An 18596-nucleotide genomic window follows, 5' to 3' on the forward strand; every position below is an offset into this window, starting at 1 on the left:
CGGAGCCGCGTCAGGGCCCCCAACCGGGCGCCAAACTCACCCCAGACGCACCGAAAATCAAGCGGTTCGGCAACGGGCCGCGCGTCTCTCAGATCGTGACCTGGGTGCCGACCTCGACCACGCGCCCGCTCGGGATCTGAAAATAATCCGTGGCGTCGTTGGCCGACCGGCTCATGGTGATGAACAGGTGATCCTGCCAGCGCGGCATGCCGGAATGCGCCGCAGGCTTGAGGGCGCGCCGCGACAGGAAGAACGAGGTCGACATGATGTCGAACTGCCAGCCGAGCTTGCGCGCGATCGCCAGTGCCCGCGGCACGTTGGGCGATTCCATGAAGCCGAACCGCAAGGTGACCTTGGAGAAGGTCGGGCTGATCTGCTCCAGCCGCACCCGCTCCGACGGATCGATGCGCGGCGTCGGCGCGGTCTCGATGGTCAGGATCACGTTCTTCTCGTGCAGCACCTTGTAGTGCTTGAGGCTGTGCATCAGCGCCGTCGGCGCGCTCAAGGGATCTGACGTCAGGAACACGGCCGTGCCGGGAACGCGCTGCGGCGGGCGCTTCTCCAGCATCGCCACGAGGTCCGCGAGCGGGAATTCGAGCTTGCGCGATTTCTCGAACAGCAGCCGGCTGCCGCGCCGCCACGTATACATCAGCGTCATCACGAAGCCGCCCAGCGCCAGCGGCACCCAGCCGCCTTCGAGGACCTTCAGCAGGTTTGCCGACAGGAAGGTCAGATCCAGGAACAGGAACGGCGCGATCAGCGCTCCCGCCGCGAGCGGCGACCACCGCCAGACCTTCCAGATCACGACAAAGCCCATCATCGCCGTGACGACCATGGTGCCGGTGACCGAGATGCCATAGGCCGAGGCCAGCGCGCTGGACGATTTGAACAGCAGGACCAGCAGCACCACCGAAGCCAGCAGCAGCTTGTTGATCCGGGGAATATAGATCTGGCCCGAATGCGCCTCGGAGGTGTGACGGATCTCAAAGCGCGGCAGCAGGCCGAGCTGGATCGCCTGTCGGGTCAGCGAATAGGCGCCGGTGATGACGGCCTGGCTGGCGATGACCGTCGCCACGGTGGCGAGTGCGACCATCGGGATCAGCGCCCATTCCGGGAACATCAGAAAGAACGGGTTCTCGAGCGCCTTGGCGTCGGCGATGATCAGCGCCCCCTGCCCCAGATAGTTCAGCGCCAGCGACGGCAGCACGACAAACAGCCAGGCCGTCTGGATCGGCCGCTTGCCGAAATGGCCGAGATCCGCATACAGCGCCTCGGCACCGGTGACAGCGAGGAACACGGCGCCGAGCGTGATGAAGCCCACGATACCGTGGTGCAGCATGAAGGACACGGCGTTCACCGGGTTGATCGCCCACAGCACCTCCGGATGGCGAAGGATCGGCGGGAATGCCGCGATGCCGATGACCAGGAACCAGATCAGCATGATCGGGCCGAAAAAGGCCGCGACCTTGGCCGTGCCGCGCGCCTGAACGGCGAACAGCGCCGCGAGAATGATGACGGTCAGCGGGACGACGTAAGGATCGAACGCGGCTGTGACCAGCTTGGTGCCTTCGATCGCCGAGAGGACCGACAGGGCCGGCGTGATCACCGCATCGCCATAGAACAGCGCGCCCGAGATGATGCCGAGCAGGACGATGATGCTGGCGCCGCGGGTGACGCCGCGCTGCGCCAGCGCCATCAGCGCCAGCGTTCCGCCCTCGCCATGATTGTCGGCCCGCAGCAGGATGACGACGTATTTCAGCGTGACGACGACGATCAGGGCCCACAGGATGAGCGAGATCACCCCCATGACCGCATGGGGCGCCGCCTCGCCGCTGCTGCTGGCGGCCGTGACGGCCTCGCGCAGCGCGTATAGCGGACTGGTGCCGATGTCGCCGTAGACGACGCCGATGCTCCCCAAGGTCAAGGCGGTAAAGCTGGCCGTCGAATGGGCGTCGCCATGCCCGTTTGTCGCCGGCGCTTCCGCGGGCGTGGCTGCGGCGTCAACTGTCATGGGGTAGCCCCCTCGAGGACTCGTTAATGCTTCACTGCACAATCGCAGGGCGCGCGGCTTATAGCTGCAGCGCTCCAAGGATGAGCCGGGGAGATTGCATACGTTCCATGCAAAATAACATGGATCAACCCTCCGGGCAATCGAGCCGATCAGATCGTCACCTGTGTCCCGACCTCGACGACCCGCCCGGTCGGAATTTGGAAGTAGTCGGTGGCGTCGTTGGCCGACCGGCTGAGCGCGATGAAGAGATGGTCTTGCCAGCTCGGCATGCCCGATTGGGATGACGGCTTCAAAGAGCGGCGAGAGACGAAGAACGACGTCGACATGATGTCGAACTGCCAGCCGAGCTTGCGGGCCACCGCGAGCGCCCGCGGCACGTTCGGCGATTCCATGAAGCCGAAGCGCAGCCGCACCTTGGAGAATTTTTCGCTGATCTTCTGCATGCGCACACGCTCCGACACATCGACCCGGGGCGTCTGCGCCGTCTCGATGGTCAGGATCACATTGTGCTCGTGCAGCACCTTGTTATGCTTGAGATTGTGCAGGAGCGCGGTCGGCACCGAGGTCGGATCGCTGGTGAGAAACACCGCCGTCCCTTTCACGATATGCGGTGGCCGCTTTTCCAGGCTCCCGATCAGGTCATCCAGCGGGACCTCGATCTTGCGCGTCTTCAGCACGAGAATCGCCGAGCCGCGCCGCCATGTCCAGATCGTGACTGCCATGGCCGCGCCGAACAGCAGCGGCACCCAGGCTCCTTCGAAAAGCTTGAGCAGGTTGGCACTGAAGAAGGACAGGTCGACAATGACGAAGGGAACGATGATGGCGGCGGCGACGGCGGCGCGCAGGTTCCAAAGCTTCCAGATCACCACGAAGCCCATGATGCCGTCGGCGACCATGGTGGTGGACACGGCGATGCCATAGGCCGAGGCGAGATTGCTGGAGGTGCGGAACAGCAGCACCAGCAGCATCACGCCGATCAGGAGCAGGCGGTTGACCCGCGGCAGATAGATCTGCCCGGCATGGCTCTCCGACGTATAGCGCACCTCGAAGCGCGGCAGCAGACCAAGCTGCACGGCCTGGCTGACCAGCGAATACGCCCCGGTGATCACCGCCTGGCTCGCGATCACGGTGGCGGCTGTCGCCAGCACCACGAGCGGCAGCAGCAACAGCTCCGGCACCAAGCGATAGAACGAGTTCTCGATGGCCGCGGGATCGGACAGGACCAGCGCGCCCTGCCCGAAATAGTTGATCAGCAGTGACGGAAGCACGAAGAACAGCCATGCCGACTGGATCGGCTTACGGCCGAAATGGCCGAGATCGGCGTACAGTGCCTCGCCGCCGGTGACCGCGAGGAACACCGCTCCCAGCGTGACCAGTCCGATCGTCCCGTGCGAGAGCAGGAATTGGACAGCATAATAGGGATTGATCGCGGCAAGAACGGAGGGATCGTCAGTGATGTGCACGATCCCCATCACAGCCAGGCTGGCGAACCACAACACCATCACCGGACCGAAGGCGGTCGCCACCCGGGCCGTGCCCTTGCTCTGGACCGCGAACAACACCACCAGGATGAACACGGTGAGCGGCACGACATAATGCTCGAGCGCCGGCGCGGCGAGCTTGAGGCCTTCGACGGCCGATAGCACCGAGATCGCCGGCGTGATCATCGAATCGCCGATGAACATCGACGCACCGATGACGCCGAGCGACATCAGAAAGATGCTGCGCCGGCCCAAAGCGCGCTGGCCGAGCGCCATCAGCGACAACGTTCCCCCCTCACCGTTATTGTCGGCTCGCAGCAGCAGCAGCACATATTTGGCCGTCACCACGATGAACAGCGACCATAGGATCAGCGAGAGCACGCCGAGTACGATCATCCGCGACACCGGCTCGCCGTGAGCGGCGCCATGCGCCGCCTCGCGGAACGCGTAGAGTGGCGAGGTACCGATGTCTCCGAACACGACGCCGATGCTGCCGAGGGTCAGCCCCCAGAACCCCGATGTGCTCGCCGCTTCCTGTCCTTCGGTCGATGTTGCGCTGGCCGTCATGTCGCTCGGAACGCATCTTCCCTGTTTGGTTCGGGGCGTTTGGACGCAGACCCGCCGCCGATCAAGTCGCCACCGTAGCAGAGCTTGATTCCTCGGCTATGACCAAACAAGCACGGCGCTCACAGATCTCTCATCCCGCGTCGCGGCAAATTGCAGCGGCGGTCGCTCCGACGCCATGTCAGGTTGGCAAGCGCGCGAATCAAGGTGTGCTCGCACTCGGAGGCAGGAAATGACGGGCGACGCCCGCCCTTCTGGCCGACAATCCCGCTTTAGGGCTTCAGATCGGGGGGCAATGGCGGATCCTCGCGCATCAAGGTGATGGTCACGCGGCGATTGGCGGCGAGCGAAGGATCGTCCGGGAACAGCGGCTGGGTATCCGCCTTGCCGGAAACCGCGAAGATGTGGCTCGGCGGCAGACCTTCCCGCTCCAGGATCTGACGCACGGCGTTGGCGCGGTCTGCCGACAGGTCGAACGCGCCGTAGTCGCTGCGCGCCGGAACGAAGCCGGCCGCGGTATGCCCGGTGATCTGCACCCGCAGCGGCGTCGCCTTGAGCGGCGCAGCCAGCTTCTCGATCAGGCGGCGGGTGCGATCATAGGGCACTTTCGAGCCATCGGCGAACATGGAACGGCCGTCCTGGTCGACGATCTCCAGGTTGAGCCCCTGCTTGGTCTCCTCGAACATGATGTGCTTGGAGATCTCGGTCATCTCCGGCATGTCCTGCAAGGCCTGACGCAGCGATGCGGAGGCCAGGGCGAACTGCCGGTCGGTCTTGAGCTTGGCGCCGTTGGTGTGCTGGCGCTCCTCCTGCTCGGGGCTCGGCTCGCGGGACGTCTCCTCCGGCGAGACATGGGCTGCGTTCTTGAGCTTCGGCCGGGTCGGCAGGCCGTCGGATTCGACGATGCCCGAATAACGCGACTCGGATTGCACGCCGAACGCATCGCGCATCGAGCCCGCGACGACCTTCAGCTTGTTGTTGTCCATGGTCGAGAAGGCGACCAGCATCACGAAGAAGCTGACCAGCAGCCCCATCAGGTCGGCGAAGGTCACGAACCAGCCGTGACCGCCGCCATGCGCATCGCCCCGCTTCTTCTTGGCCATCGCTCACCCCATCCCCGGATCGCCTGCCGCTGCCGATCAGGCAGGCACAGGCTCACCTTCGGCGTGGCGATGCTTCTCCGGCAGATAGGCCAGCAGCATCTCGCGCACGAGAGCCGGGCTCTTGGAGTCGCGGATCATCAGGATGCCGTCGATGATCAGCGTGCGATTGGTCTCCTCATCGAGCAGCTTGCCATGCAGCTTGTCGGCGATCGGCAGACAGATCAGGTTCGACACCAGCGCGCCGTAGAGCGTTGCCAGCAGCGCGGTGGCCATGAACGGACCGAGCTTCGACGGGTCGGTCATGTTGGCGAACATCTGCACCATGCCGATCAGCGTTCCGACCATGCCGAACGCTGGCGCGCAGTCGCCGATGGCGCGGTAGATCTTGCTGCCCTCGTCGAGGTGCATCAGGAAGTTGTCGCGGTCGCGCTCGAGATTGTCACGGATGAATTCGAGGTCGTAGCCGTCAGCCACATAGCGAATGCCCTTGGCCAGAAAGGGCTCATCGGTTTCGACCTTCTCCAGGCCGACCGGCCCCTGCTTGCGGGCGATCTCGGCGATGCGGGCGAGTTCGTCGACCAGCTCGCGGGCCGACAGGCGGCTCATGGTGAAGGCGAACTTCATGCCGAGCGGAATGCCGTGCAGCATGACTCCGAGCGGAAAGCGGATCATGGTCGCGGAGATCGAACCACCGAAAATGATGATCGCGGCGTGCTCGCTGACGAACATTTCGAGATCGCCGCCCAGCAGCATCATCGTCGCGATGACGATCACGCCAGCTACGAGCCCCGCAGTCGTCATAATATCCATGAGTCAACTCCACCGCCTACGCGCACCACCGACCCCGCCGGACCGACGCGGCTCTTCTGAGCCACGTGTTTCGAACCCTACGCGGCCGCCATTAAGGACGAGTTACTGAAATTGGTAGGCATAACACCGGGTAAAGAACGTCGCCGGCATCCTGTCGAAATGGACCACGGTCGCTTCTCAGGCGGCCGCTACGCCACGCTTGAGCAGGTTCGCCTCGGCGAACCGAACCGCCTGCTCGAACGACTGCTGCATCTTGTGGACCATCTCCAGCATTTGCGCCGGCTCCATCGTCGCCGAGCCGAGCTCGAGCTCGCGTGACAGCCTCGACAGCGCCGAGAAGCCGAACGTCGCCGACGAGCTCTTGATGGAATGCGCCTCGCGCTTCAGCTCCAGGCGATCCTCGAACTTGCTCGCAAGAGTGCCGAACTTCCCCGACGTATCGTCCAGGAACGTGCGCAGCACCTCCAGCGCGTCTTCCTCGCCGAGCTCGGACACCAGGATCTGGTAGACGGATTCATCGAATTGAACCAAGTCGGTCATGCCACAAGCCTTTCCTTGTGTTTGGCAGCTGTCGCCCGAAGCAGAGCAGCATTCAGTCGATCGCGTGTGACCGGCTTGGTCACGAAGTCGTTCATGCCGGCATCCGTGCACGCCAGATGATCCTGGCTGGTGGCGTTGGCCGTCAGAGCGATGATGTAGATGTCCCGCGCGGGCGGCGGCAGCGATCGGATCATCCGGGTCGCCGTCAGCCCGTCCATCTCGGGCATCATCATGTCCATGAGCACGAGATCGTAGGCATGCTTCTGCACGGCAGCGATGGCCTGGGTCCCGTTATCGACGATGTCATAGCCGTGACCAAGTTTGTCGAGGAGCTTCTTGATCACGAACTGATTGGTGAGATTGTCCTCGGCGACAAGAACCTTGAGCGGCTCGAAATTAGCCGGCCGCTCCTCGGAAACGCTCTCGCCGACCGGCACGATCGGCGCTTCTGGCACGCTGAGCTGCTCGACATCCGGCTGCGGTTGCGGCTGGACCTCGATGGAGAAAGTGAAGGTGCTGCCTTCGCCGATCTTGCTCTGCACCTTGATGTCGCCGCCCATGCAGGTGACGAGCCGTTTGCAGATCGCAAGGCCGAGACCGGTGCCGCCAAAGCGGCGCGAGATGGAGTTGTCGACCTGCGAGAACTGTCTGAACAGACGGCCGACAGCCTCGGCGGGAATGCCGACGCCGGTATCGGCGACCGAGAACACCAGGGTCAGGTTCGGTCCTGCCAGATTCTCGGCCCGCACATCGATATTGACGCTGCCCGCCTCGGTGAATTTGAGCGCATTGCCGACGAGATTGAACAGCACCTGGCGAAGCCGCGCGGGATCGCCCACCACGTAATTCGGCACGTCCGGCGCGATCGATGTCGTCAGTTGCAGGCCCTTCTCCTTGGCGCGCGAGACCAGCAGTTCGGCCGTCGCGGTCACCGACCGGTGCAGGTCGAACTCGATATGCTCGATTTCCAGGCGATCGGCATCGAGCTTCGAGAAATCGAGCACGTCGTTGAGCAGCTGCAGCAGATAGTCGGCAGATTCCCGCAATGTGGTCGCGATCTTGCGCTGCTCCGGCGCGAGATCGGCCGACAGCAGCAGGTCGGCAAGCCCGATGACGCCGTTCATGGGGGTCCGGATCTCGTGGCTCATCATGGCCAGAAATTCGGATCGCGCCCGCGTCCCGGCCTCGGCCGCGTCGCGTGAGGCGGCGAGGCCGGCCTGGTAGCGCGCGATCAGGATGGTGATGATGCCGATGATGACCGTCAGCAGCGTGCCGACCATCAGGCCGCGGTCGACCCTGATGGCGCTGAAGACCTCGTCGGTCGCCTGCCCGACAACGACCACCAGTGGCTGATCCTTGACACGCCGGAACGAATAGATCCGAGAGATGCCGTCGATCTGGCTCTTGGTGATGTAGGATCCACTGGTCTTTTGCTCGATGTTCGCCATGATGGGGCTGCCGGCCAACGAGGAGCCGACGGCACTCGGACCAGCCGAAGCACGCGCGCGAACAATGCCGTCGGTGCCGACCAGGGTCACATTGCCATTCTTGCCAATGTCCACCGAGTTGTAGAAGCTGGAGAGATATTCAGGATCGAGCGAGACCACCACGACACCGCCGAAGGAGCCGTCCTGCAGGATGATGCGGCGTGTCAGCTGGATCGACCATTTGTTCGAGACGCGGCCGAAGATCGGCTTGCTGATGAAGAGAAAATCGGCCGTGCCGTCGGCGTGGACACGGAAATGCTCGCGGTCGTGCAGGTCGAGGCCGCGCATTTTCGGATCGATATTGCTGGACAGCATGACGCCGTCCTTGCCGATCACGACGACCTGGAACGAGAAGTCGGACAGGAACTGGCTGTTCCTGGCCCACAGCGACATGTCGAAATTCTGCGGATCCTTGGCATAGGAGTCGCGGACATAGAGCAGCGTCTGATCCGCCGCGCGGATCGAGCGGATGATCTGCTCTTCGAAAGCCCGGGCGAGGTTGGCGCCGTTCTTCAACGCCGACTGCTCGGTGCGGGCGCGCTCCTCGGTGATCGTGTAGACAATTCCGACCCACACCAGCGCAATCGCCGACAGGCCGATCACGGCGCTGCCGAAATGCCCGATCAGCCGGACCAGTGCATCGACAGCCCGGTCGAGCCGGCCGAACAGCGGCATGGATTTGGATAACACCCTGAGCATGTCTTCTCGTCCTCGAAGACATGCAATAGCGATGCAGGCTCGCCATCAGGTAAAGCTTGATGGATAAAATCTTCCCAACGCGCGACGGCGCGTTAATTCTCGCCATGCCGCTCGTGGTTCGAGGTAATCCCTCACCTGAATTGGTGCGATTTCAGGGGCGCGGCACTCATCCCCGTAGTCATCCGGAGAAACCCGCCGATGGCCCCGTCCGGCCTCGCGGATGCACGGACCGAGCGAGCCGCCCCTCGAACGAGGCGGCTCGCTCTGGAACGATGGCGCAAGCTGCGCTCAGTGGATCTCGGCGGATCGCTTCAGCGCCTCTTTGAGCTTGTCGAGCGAGAAATCAGCCGACCGTGCGATCTCCAGGATCGGGGTTTCGCGGCGGGCGCAGAGCTCGGCCGCATCGGGCAGGCTGGCGGCGATGTCGTGGGGGATCACGATGGCGCCATGGCGATCGGCATGGATCAGATCATCGGAGTGCACCGTCATGCCGGCGACGCGAACTTCGCCGCCGAAGCTCTCGGCATGCACCCAGGCGTGCGACGGCCCGATCGACCCCGCCAGCGCCTGAAAGCCGGGCGCCCATTGCGGGATGTCGCGAATGGAGCCATCGGTGATCACGCCGAGACAGCCAAGCGCCTTATGGACGTTGCTCTGCACCTCACCCCAGAAGGCGCCATAGCCGATATCCGGCCCGTCGATGTCCTGGATCACGGCAATCCGCGGACCGTGACCGGTGCCGACATACTCATAATAGGCAATGCGCCGCCTCGCCTGCTCCTCGGCCGGGAGTGCGGACTTCACCACCGAGCGGATGGTCACCGTGCGCGCATATCCGACCATGGGAGGCAGATCGGGAAACGGACAGACCAGCGGCTTGGTGGTGTAGCCGATCAGGCGGCGCTCCGGCGCCACGATCTCCATCGCATTGCAGATGGTCGGCGTGTCGTAGCGCGCGAGCGCCTCGAGGATGGAGGGAGCGAGCGGCGCGGCGGCAGGACTTGTCACAGGCGTTATCTCCGGATGATGCGGACGGCATTCACGAGCGTCCTTGGCCATCCGGTATAGACGAGGCGGCCCAGGCCGGCAAAGCTCCGGCCCGGACCTGGGGCCTTGCGCTCAGTGCAGACGTTCAGGCGGCCGCTGCTCCTGCTCGGGCGCAGGCACGCTCGGCTGGGAGAATGAAGCGGCGGACGGCGCCGACCCTTGCGACGCCGTGGCCGCGGCGCCGAGCGCGGCCGCATGGCGCGCCGCCTGCTGACGGTACAGCCGCCAGCCGAACGGCAGGCTCAGCATATAGAGGATCGAGCCGGCCGAGAGGATGTGCCAGGGATAGACCACGAGCAGCGCGACGAAGAACACCACCGCCGCAAATACTGGCAGCACGAGCTCAGGCGCGACGCGCATTCTTGCGGTCTTGCCCGAGAACACCGGAAGCCGCGACACCATGAGGAAAGCGATCAGCAGCGTGTAGGCCGCGGTCACCAGGGCCGGCGGCTTCGGCACATCGAGGAAGGCCAGATAGACAGGCAACAGCACGGTGATCGCTCCCAGGGGGGCCGGGACACCGGTGAAGAAATTCGCCGCGAACGGCGGCTTGTTGGGATCGTCGATGCTGGCATTGAAGCGCGCCAGCCGCAGTCCGCCGCTGATCGCGTACATCATGGCGGCAATCCAGCCGCCGTCGCGCAGCTCATGAAGCTGCCAGAAATAAAGGATCAGGCCGGGCGCCACGCCGAAATTGACGAAATCGGCGAGGCTGTCGAGCTCCGCGCCAAATTTCGACTGCCCCTTGATCATCCGGGCGATGCGGCCGTCGATGCCGTCCAGGAAGGCCGCAAAGACGATGGCGCCGACAGCGAGCTCCATCCGGCCTTCGGTCGACAGCCGGATCGCGGTCAGGCCGGCGCAGATCGCCAGCAGGGTGATCATGTTCGGCACGAGCAGCCGCACCGGAATCGGACGGAAACGGCGACGGCGCAGTTCGGGAGAGTTCGGATCGAAGCTCATGATCACACCGCAGAGTGGCTGGTCTGAACCTTGTGCCGGAGCGCGACCCAAGGTTCCCTTAATGAGTCATACTGGATTGGCCGCGGTTCACTGGCTCCGGAACGTCAGTCCAGGCGTGGCCACATCGAAATCGGCCAGGATGGTTTCGCCGGCAATGGCGGTCTGCCCCTCCGAAACCAGAACTTCCGTGCCATCAGGCAGATAGACGTCGAGCCGCGATCCGAACCGGATCAGGCCGAAGCGCTCGCCGGCACCGACCGTCTGGCCTTCGCGCACGAACGACACGATCCGGCGCGCCACAAGACCGGCGATCTGGACCACGCCGATCTTGCCGTGGGGCGTCGAGATTGCGAGCGAGTTGCGCTCATTGTCCTCGCTCGCTTTGTCGAGCTCTGCATTGATGAACGCGCCGGGGCGGTAGGAGATCTTCTCGATCCGACCGGCCACCGGGCTGCGGTTCACGTGAACATTGAAGACGCTCATGAAGATCGATACGCGCAGCAGTGGACGGTCGCCGAGGCCGAGCTCGGCCGGCGGCAGCGCCCGCGTAATCATCGAGATCCGCCCGTCGGCCGGTGCCACCACCAGCCCCTCCCGCTGCGGGGTGACGCGGATCGGATCGCGAAAGAACAGCGCGCACCAGACGGTGAGCAGCGTTCCGATCCAGCCAAGTGGGGTGAAGATCCAGAACAGGATCAGGCTGACGAGGGCAAATCCTCCGATGAAGGGATAGCCTTCGGGGTGAATCGGGGGAATCTGAGCACGAATGGAATTGCTGATCGACATGGCCTGCTTCGTTGAGATGGTGCCGCTCCGAGATCAGAGCTGAGCGCCGCCCTGACTAGGTCGCCGGGCGGCGAAGGTCAAAATGAATCCTTAACTGGGGATCGCGGCGGTTCGCGGGCTCATTCGGCAGCCGTCGCCACTGGACCGTCCAGATCGGGTCTGGTCACCTCCGGCTCGCTTCGACCGGGCGGATTGCGGTTCGGAGCCGAAACGTCGTCGCCGATCTGAGCCAGCTTCTCGCGCGCCGCCTCGGCCTCGCGCTGGCGGTTCCACATGCTGGCATAGAGACCGCCCTTTGCGAGCAACTCGGCATGGGTGCCCCGCTCCGCGATGCTGCCCCGGTCCAGCACAATGATCTCGTCGGCAGCCACAATCGTCGAGAGCCGGTGCGCGATCACCACCGAGGTCCGGTTGCGCGACACCCGGTCGAGCGCCTCCTGAATCTCGTGCTCAGTATGGCTATCCAGTGCCGAGGTGGCCTCGTCCAGGACCAGGATCGGCGGACCCTTGAGGATCGTTCGGGCGATCGCGACGCGCTGCTTTTCACCGCCGGAGAGCTTCAGACCGCGCTCACCCACCTGCGTCTCGTACCCCTTGGGGGCCATCCGGATCAGGCCATCGATCTGGGCCAGCCGGGCGGCCTCCTCGACCGCGGCATCGTCGGCATCCCACCGCCCGTAGCGGATATTGTAGCGGATGGTGTCGTTGAACAGCACGGTATCCTGCGGCACCATGCCGATCTGGGCGCGCAGCGACACCTGGGTGACGTCGCGGATATCCTGCCCATCGATCAGGATGCGGCCGCTGGACACGTCGTACAGCCGGAACAGCAGCCGCGAGATGGTCGACTTGCCAGCGCCCGACGGCCCCACGATCGCAACCGTTTTGCCGGCGGGCACCTCGAAGCTGAGCCCCTGCAGGATCGGCCGGTCCGGCTCATAGGCGAAGCGGACATCCTCGAAGCGGAGCTGGCCGCTCGTCACCACCAGCGGCTTCGCCCCCGGCGCATCCTTCACCTCTGCATCGCGCGTGAGCACGCCGAACATCTTCTCGATGTCGATGATCGCCTGCTTGATCTCGCGGTACACCATGCCCATGAAGTTCAGCGGCTGGTACAGCTGTATCATCATGCTGTTGATCATGACGAAGTCGCCGACCGTGTTATGGCCCTGACGCACGCCTTGGGCACACATCAGCATCGCCGCAGTCAGCCCGATGGTGAAGATCACCGCCTGCCCTGCGTTGAGCACCGCGAGCGAAGTATAGGTTTTGACGCTGGCGCGCTCATAGCGCTCCATCGAGCGGTCGTAGCGCTCGGCCTCGCGCGCCTCGGCGCCGAAATACTTCACCGTCTCATAGTTCAAAAGCGAGTCGATCGCTTTGGTATTGGCCTCGGTATCCGAGTCGTTCATGCGACGCCGGATCTCGATGCGCCATTCGGTCGCGATGTAGGTGTAGTAAAGATAGGCCGCCACCATGGCCAGAGTGACCAGCACGTAACGCCAGTCGAATTGCCACAGCAGCACCGCGGTCAGCAGTGAGACCTCGACGATCGTCGGGATCAGCTGCAGGATCACCATGCGCACGATCGTCTCGATAGCGTTGCGGCCGCGTTCGAGCACGCGGGTCAGACCGCCGGTCTTGCGCTCCAGATGAAAGCGCAGCGACAATTCGTGCATGTGGACGAAAGTGATGGTCGCGAGCTTGCGCACCGCATGCATGGCGACGCGGGCGAAGATGCCGTCGCGCCATTGCGTCAACACCGCCATCAGCACGCGTATCGCGCCGTAGCTCGCTGTCATCACGATGGGCGAGGCAACCAGCCAGAAGGCCCAGTTATCCGGTTGAATTGGCGCAGTGTTGGCGCCGGTCAGCGCGTCGGTGGTCCATTTGAAGGTGAAGGGTAGAACAAGCGTCGCGACCTTGGCCGCGAGTAGCAGCACGACCGACCACAACACGCGCATTTTGAGATCGGCCCGATCGCTCGGCCAGATGAAGGGCCAGAGACGCCGCAAGGTGCCGGCCAGCGTTCCCTGCTCGAGGGACGCTTGCGGCTGGTTGGCGGCAGGATCGGAGGCGGAATCAGGTGGCATCAAGCAATCTGGAACAGCAGGGGGCGCGGCATGTTGTGATGCCGAGGCGAGCCTGCGTCATATAGAGTGTCCCCGCGCCATATGCACGCGCGTGGCGACCAAAACCGTTGCCGCGGCGCAGTATTTGCATCCTCGATTGCGACAGATTTATCCGGATCGTGCGGGACTCTCCGTAAAAGCCCGCAGATCCAGCCCATCCGCCTTCGTCTTGACGCCTTTCAACTGCAGTGTCACATCCCTCCAATGACTGAAATCCGCACCGTCTGCGTCTATTGCGGCTCCGGCCCGGGGACGAATCCCAGCTTTATCGAATCAGCCAAGGCGCTCGGCAAGGCGTTTGCCGAGAGCGGCGTCAGGCTCGTCTATGGTGGCGGCTCCGTCGGCATGATGGGCGCCGTCGCCAAGGCCGTGCTGGATCATGGTGGCGAGGTGACCGGCATCATTCCGGACTTCCTAGTGAAGAAGGAAGTGATGATGCCGCTGAAGGATCTCATCATCACGCCCGACATGCACGAACGCAAGCGGCTGATGTTCGAGCACTCCGACGCGTTCGTCGCCCTGCCGGGCGGGATCGGCACGCTCGAGGAGCTGGTGGAGCAGCTGACCTGGAAGCAGCTGGGACGCCATGCGAAGCCGGTGCTGATGGCCAATATCGACGGCTTCTGGGAACCGCTGTTCGCGCTGCTCGCCCACATGCGCGAGACCGAGTTCATCCGCCCCGGCTTCCAGATCGAGCTGCTCAAGGCCGAACGCGTCGAGGACATCCTTCCCCGCTTGCGCGAAGCGGCCGCCCGCGTCGCCAAGGAAGAGACGGAAATGGCGCCGGAGATCGCCAAGCGGCTCTGACATCCCTACTCCGTCGGAAATGTCACCGCTTCGATCCGGTTGCCGTCGGGATCGAGCACGAAGGCCGCGTAATAGCGTACGCGGTCATGCGGCCGCAGCCCGGGCGGACCATCCGAGACCCCGCCGGCCTGCAGCGCCGCGGCGTGAAAGCCGTCGACCTCCGCCGTGCTCTTGGCGCGGAAGCAGAGATGCGAGCCGGTGTCAGCCGGCACGCGGGCCATCCCAGGGCGCAGATTGATCCAGAACTCCGGATAGGCCTTGCCAAAGCCGATGGTCGTCGGCCGTTCGATCAGACGCGCCAAGCCAAGTGGCGCCAACGCCTGCTCATAGAAGCGCGTGCTGCGAGCGAGATCGCTGACACCGACGGAAATGTGGTCGATCATGCGTTTGCTCCTGGCCCCTCCGCGTCAATGCGAGGAGCACAGCGACGGAGCAGTCCAGAGTCGCGCGATCGCTCCTGCACTGCTTCGCTGTGCCGCTGCGCTCGCAATGACGGCCACCTATTTCACCCCGCCGCGCCAGACTTCACGAGCTTGTAGAATACCGAATCCATCAGCGCCTGGAACGAGGCGGCGATGATGTTGGGCGAAACACCGACCGTGGTCCAGCGCTCGCCTGTTTCGTCCTCGCTCTCGATCAGCACGCGCGTGACCGCCTCGGTGCCGCCGTTGAGGATACGCACGCGGTAGTCGATCAGCTTGAGGCCGTCGATATAGCCCTGATACTTGCCGAGGTCCTTGCGCAACGCGACGTCGAGCGCGTTGACGGGGCCGTTGCCTTCGGCCGCCGAGATCAGCCGCTCACCGGCAACGTCGACCTTGACGACCGCGAGCGCCACGGTGATGCGCTCGCCGACCGCGTTGTAGCGCTGCTCGACATTGACGTCGAACTGCTCGACACGGAAAAACTCCGGCACCGAGCCGAGGGTGCGCCGGGCCAAGAGCTCGAACGAGGCATTGGCGGATTCATAGGCGTAGCCGGCGGCCTCGCGCTCCTTCAGCTCCTCGACAAGGCGCGTCAGCTTCGGATCGTTCTTGCTGAACGGGATGCCGCCGCGCTCCAGCGCGGCGATGACGTTGGAGCGGCCAGCCTGATCGGAGACCAGCACCTTACGATGATTGCCGACGCTCTCGGGCGCGACGTGCTCATAGGTCTGAGGATCCTTGAGCACGGCCGATGCGTGGATGCCGGTCTTGGTGACGAAGGCGCTCTCGCCGACATAGGGCGCATGCCGGTTCGGCGCCCGGTTGAGCATGTCGTCGAGCGTGCGGGACACCTTCACCAGCGAGCCGAGCTGCTGATCCGAGACGCCGATCTCGAATCGGCTGGAAAATTCTCCCTTCAGCTTCAATGTGGGGATCAGCGAGCACAGATTGGCGTTGCCGCAGCGCTCGCCGAGACCGTTCAAGGTGCCCTGGATCTGGCGGACCCCGGCCCGCACCGCCGCAAGTGAATTCGCCACCGCCTGCTCAGTGTCATTATGGGCGTGGATACCGAGATGATCGCCGGGCACGTGCTTCGCGACCACACCGACGATCGTCTCGATCTCGTGCGGCATGGTGCCGCCATTGGTGTCGCACAGCACCACCCAGCGCGCCCCGGCCTCATAGGCGGTCCTGGCACAGGCGAGAGCGAACTCGGCATTCTCCTTGTAGCCGTCGAAGAAATGCTCGCAATCGAGCATGACCTCGCGCCCGGCGGCCCTGGCCGCCGTCACGCTGTCGCGGATCGACGCCAGATTCTCCTCGTTCGTCGTCTCGAGCGCGACCCGCACCTGATAGGCCGACGATTTGGCGACGAAGCAGATCGCATCCGCCTTGGCCTCAAGCAGGGCCGCCACGCCGGGATCGTTCGACACCGAGCGGCCGGCACGCCGCGTCATGCCAAACGCGGTGAAACGGGCCTGGCCGAGCCTCGGCTTCTCGGCGAAGAACTCGGTGTCGAGCGGATTGGCGCCGGGATAGCCGCCCTCGACATAATCGATGCCGAGCTCGTCGAGCATGCGCGCGATGACGCGCTTGTCGGCGAGCGTGAAATCGACGCCGTTGGTCTGCGCGCCGTCGCGCAGGGTCGTATCGAACAGATACAGCCGTTCCCGGCCTGTGCCCGTGCTGCTCATGCCTGGGCTCCTGCGCCGAGCGTCTTTTTCATCGTGGTGTTCGCGAGCCACTCGCCATTGATGGAGACGCTGTTGCGCTGCTGAGCGACGTAGCCACGCTTGCGAAAGAAATCCACCGCGCTGTCGCTGGCGTCGACCCGCAGGCCTGTGGTGCCACGCGCGCCCGCGAGCTTCTCCAGCGCGTCGCACAGCGTCGCTCCAACGCCCTGCCCGGCGGCGCTCGGATGCACATAGAGCATGTCGATCTGGTCGTTGCCCTTCAGGGAGGCAAAGCCGACGGGCGCCCCTTGCAGCGTCGCGATCAAGGTGAGCTCGGATGCCAGCCTCTTGCCGAAGCCGGCTTCATCATCGGCGGCGGACGCCCAAGCCTCCTGCTGCTCCTCGCTGTAATCGTCTGACGTCAGTTCGTGGATGCTGGCAACGAAGATCGCGGCCAGCAGCGGCGCATCTGCGGGGAGAAACGGCCGCAACGCGGCTTTCGGAAATGCCTGTCCCATGTCCTCACCACATGCCGTAGAGCTTCGTGACCAGCGCCACTGCGCCCGCGATCAGCACCAGTTTCAGTCCGATATAATACAGCCAGTGCCGCGGAAACGGCGTGTCGGGCTTCGTCATCGCGCCATCTCCCAGGTCGTGACCGGCTTGCCGTCGGCGCCCTTGCCGTCCTTCAGCACCACGCCCATGGCCGCGAGCTCGTCGCGCAGACGGTCGGATTCCTTGAAATCCTTGCGCGCCCGCGCCGCGGTGCGCTCGGCAATCAGGCCCTCGACCTTCGCCGCATCGACGCCGCTGGCCTGTTGCTTGCGCGCGCGCCATTGCGCGGCATCTTCGGCCAGGAAGCCCAACAATCGCAGCGACCCGACGAAGCGCGCCACATCGTCGACACCGCCAGAAGCTGCCTCATTGCGCAGACCATGAAGCACGGCGACCATCAACGGCGTGTTGATATCGTCACGCAGCGCTTCGATGACGGCGTCCGCAGGCCTGCCTTCGCGCAGATCGCCCGCCGTGCGGTACCAATCATCGACCGCCTTCGCGCTCTCCTCGAGCCCTCTCAAGGTCCAATCGATCGGCGAGCGATAATGCGTCTTGAGCATGTTCAGGCGTACGACCTCGCCCGGCCAATCCGCCAGGACCTCCCGAATGGTGACGAAGTTGCCGAGGCTCTTCGACATCTTCTCGCCCTCGACCTGCAGGAAGCCGTTGTGCATCCACACATTGGCCATGCGCGCGGTGTGGAAGGCGCAGCAGCTCTGCGCCACCTCGTTCTCGTGATGCGGAAATACGAGATCGATGCCGCCACCATGGATGTCGAAGGTCTCACCGAGGTGCTTCCAGGACATTGCAGAGCATTCGATGTGCCAGCCGGGACGGCCCTCGGCCGCGATGCCGGCCGGCGACGGCCAGGACGGCTCGCCGGGTTTCGACGGCTTCCACAGCACGAAATCGGTCGCATCCTTCTTGTAGGGCGCGACGTCCACGCGGGCCCCGGCGATCATCTCGTCGAGCGAGCGATTGGCGAGCGCGCCATAGCGCGGCAGCACCTTGTTGGCGGCATTCATGGCGGCTGGAGAGAACAGCACGTGGTCCTCTGCGACATAGGCGAAGCCGCCGGCCACCAGCCTTTCGATGATGTCGCGCATCTCGGCGATATGCTCGGTCGCGCGCGGCTCGATCGTCGGCCTGAGGCACCCGAGCGCGTCGACATCCTCATGGAACTGTCGCTCAGTCAGCTCCGTCACATTGCGGATGGCCTCGTTCAGCGGCAGTCCGGGAAAGTCGCGCGCCGCGCGCGCGTTGATCTTGTCGTCGACATCCGTGATGTTGCGGACATAGGTGACGTGCTCGGCGCCATAGAGATGGCGCAACAGCCGGAACAGGACGTCGAAGACGATGACCGGGCGCGCGTTGCCGATATGGGCGAAGTCATAGACGGTCGGTCCGCAGACATACATGCGGACATTGTTCCGATCGAGCGGCACGAAGGGGCGCTTCTCCCGCGTCGCGGTGTCGTACAAACGCAATTCCATGGTCCGTCCCCGAATGC

The 18596-nt window shown here is 64.2% G+C and carries 15 protein-coding genes; 1 reads left to right on the plus strand and 14 read right to left on the minus strand.

Annotation, left to right across the window (positions count from 1 at the left end; translation table 11 throughout):
* Positions 1–88 precede the first annotated feature (88 nt).
* The 10 genes from HL671_RS08985 to HL671_RS09030 form a co-directional block, all read right to left on the minus strand.
* The gene (locus HL671_RS08985) at positions 89–2011 is read right to left on the minus strand and encodes a potassium transporter Kup (protein WP_012043617.1); all 1923 of its coding nucleotides are present in this window, start codon (positions 2009–2011) and stop codon (positions 89–91) included.
* Positions 2012–2160: 149 nt separating this feature from the next.
* A complete protein-coding gene (locus tag HL671_RS08990) occupies positions 2161–4059 on the minus strand; it encodes a potassium transporter Kup (RefSeq protein WP_172236190.1) in 1899 nt (632 codons plus the stop codon).
* Between the two features lie 269 nt (positions 4060–4328).
* The gene (locus HL671_RS08995) at positions 4329–5159 is read right to left on the minus strand and encodes an OmpA/MotB family protein (RefSeq protein ID WP_012043615.1); all 831 of its coding nucleotides are present in this window, start codon (positions 5157–5159) and stop codon (positions 4329–4331) included.
* Positions 5160–5195: 36 nt separating this feature from the next.
* Positions 5196–5969 (minus strand): motility protein A, encoded by a 774-nt coding sequence (locus HL671_RS09000; protein WP_012043614.1) that lies wholly within the window; start codon positions 5967–5969, stop codon positions 5196–5198.
* A gap of 177 nt (positions 5970–6146) precedes the next feature.
* Positions 6147–6509, minus strand: a complete 363-nt coding sequence (locus HL671_RS09005; RefSeq protein WP_012043613.1) for an Hpt domain-containing protein — start codon at positions 6507–6509, stop codon at positions 6147–6149.
* The gene (locus HL671_RS09010; RefSeq protein ID WP_172236191.1) at positions 6506–8695 is read right to left on the minus strand and encodes a hybrid sensor histidine kinase/response regulator; all 2190 of its coding nucleotides are present in this window, start codon (positions 8693–8695) and stop codon (positions 6506–6508) included. Before HL671_RS09010 ends, HL671_RS09005 begins: the two co-directional genes overlap by 4 nt.
* A 288-nt stretch (positions 8696–8983) precedes the next feature.
* Positions 8984–9703, minus strand: coding sequence for an RraA family protein (locus HL671_RS09015; RefSeq protein ID WP_012043611.1), 720 nt, complete (start codon positions 9701–9703; stop codon positions 8984–8986).
* 111 nt (positions 9704–9814) lie between these two features.
* Entirely contained in the window at positions 9815–10705 is an 891-nt protein-coding gene (locus tag HL671_RS09020; protein ID WP_012043610.1) for a CDP-alcohol phosphatidyltransferase family protein, read from the minus strand.
* Positions 10706–10792: 87 nt separating this feature from the next.
* The gene (locus HL671_RS09025) at positions 10793–11509 is read right to left on the minus strand and encodes a phosphatidylserine decarboxylase (protein ID WP_305727951.1); all 717 of its coding nucleotides are present in this window, start codon (positions 11507–11509) and stop codon (positions 10793–10795) included.
* A gap of 101 nt (positions 11510–11610) precedes the next feature.
* Complete coding sequence (locus HL671_RS09030) at positions 11611–13584, minus strand: ABCB family ABC transporter ATP-binding protein/permease (protein WP_012043608.1); 1974 nt, start codon at positions 13582–13584, stop codon at positions 11611–11613.
* 243 nt (positions 13585–13827) lie between these two features.
* On the opposite strand from HL671_RS09030, the gene HL671_RS09035 reads away from it, so the two are divergent.
* Positions 13828–14430: an LOG family protein gene (locus tag HL671_RS09035; RefSeq protein WP_012043607.1), complete on the plus strand. Its 603-nt coding sequence runs from the start codon at positions 13828–13830 to the stop codon at positions 14428–14430.
* A 5-nt stretch (positions 14431–14435) separates the two neighbouring features.
* On the opposite strand, the gene HL671_RS09040 is transcribed toward HL671_RS09035, so the two are convergent.
* From HL671_RS09040 to cysS, 4 genes are all read right to left on the minus strand, one after another.
* The gene (locus HL671_RS09040; protein WP_012043606.1) at positions 14436–14813 is read right to left on the minus strand and encodes a VOC family protein; all 378 of its coding nucleotides are present in this window, start codon (positions 14811–14813) and stop codon (positions 14436–14438) included.
* 122 nt (positions 14814–14935) lie between these two features.
* Positions 14936–16549 carry a citramalate synthase gene (gene cimA, locus HL671_RS09045; protein WP_012043605.1) on the minus strand — a complete coding sequence of 538 codons (1614 nt, stop codon included), beginning with the start codon at positions 16547–16549 and terminating at the stop codon, positions 14936–14938.
* Entirely contained in the window at positions 16546–17046 is a 501-nt protein-coding gene (locus HL671_RS09050; protein WP_012043604.1) for a GNAT family N-acetyltransferase, read from the minus strand. Before HL671_RS09050 ends, cimA begins: the two co-directional genes overlap by 4 nt.
* Before the next feature lie 114 nt (positions 17047–17160).
* Positions 17161–18579, minus strand: a complete 1419-nt coding sequence (gene cysS / locus HL671_RS09055; protein ID WP_172236192.1) for a cysteine--tRNA ligase — start codon at positions 18577–18579, stop codon at positions 17161–17163.
* Positions 18580–18596 lie beyond the last annotated feature (17 nt).

The organism is Bradyrhizobium denitrificans (assembly GCF_013179005.1).
Lineage (GTDB): Bacteria > Pseudomonadota > Alphaproteobacteria > Rhizobiales > Xanthobacteraceae > Bradyrhizobium > Bradyrhizobium denitrificans.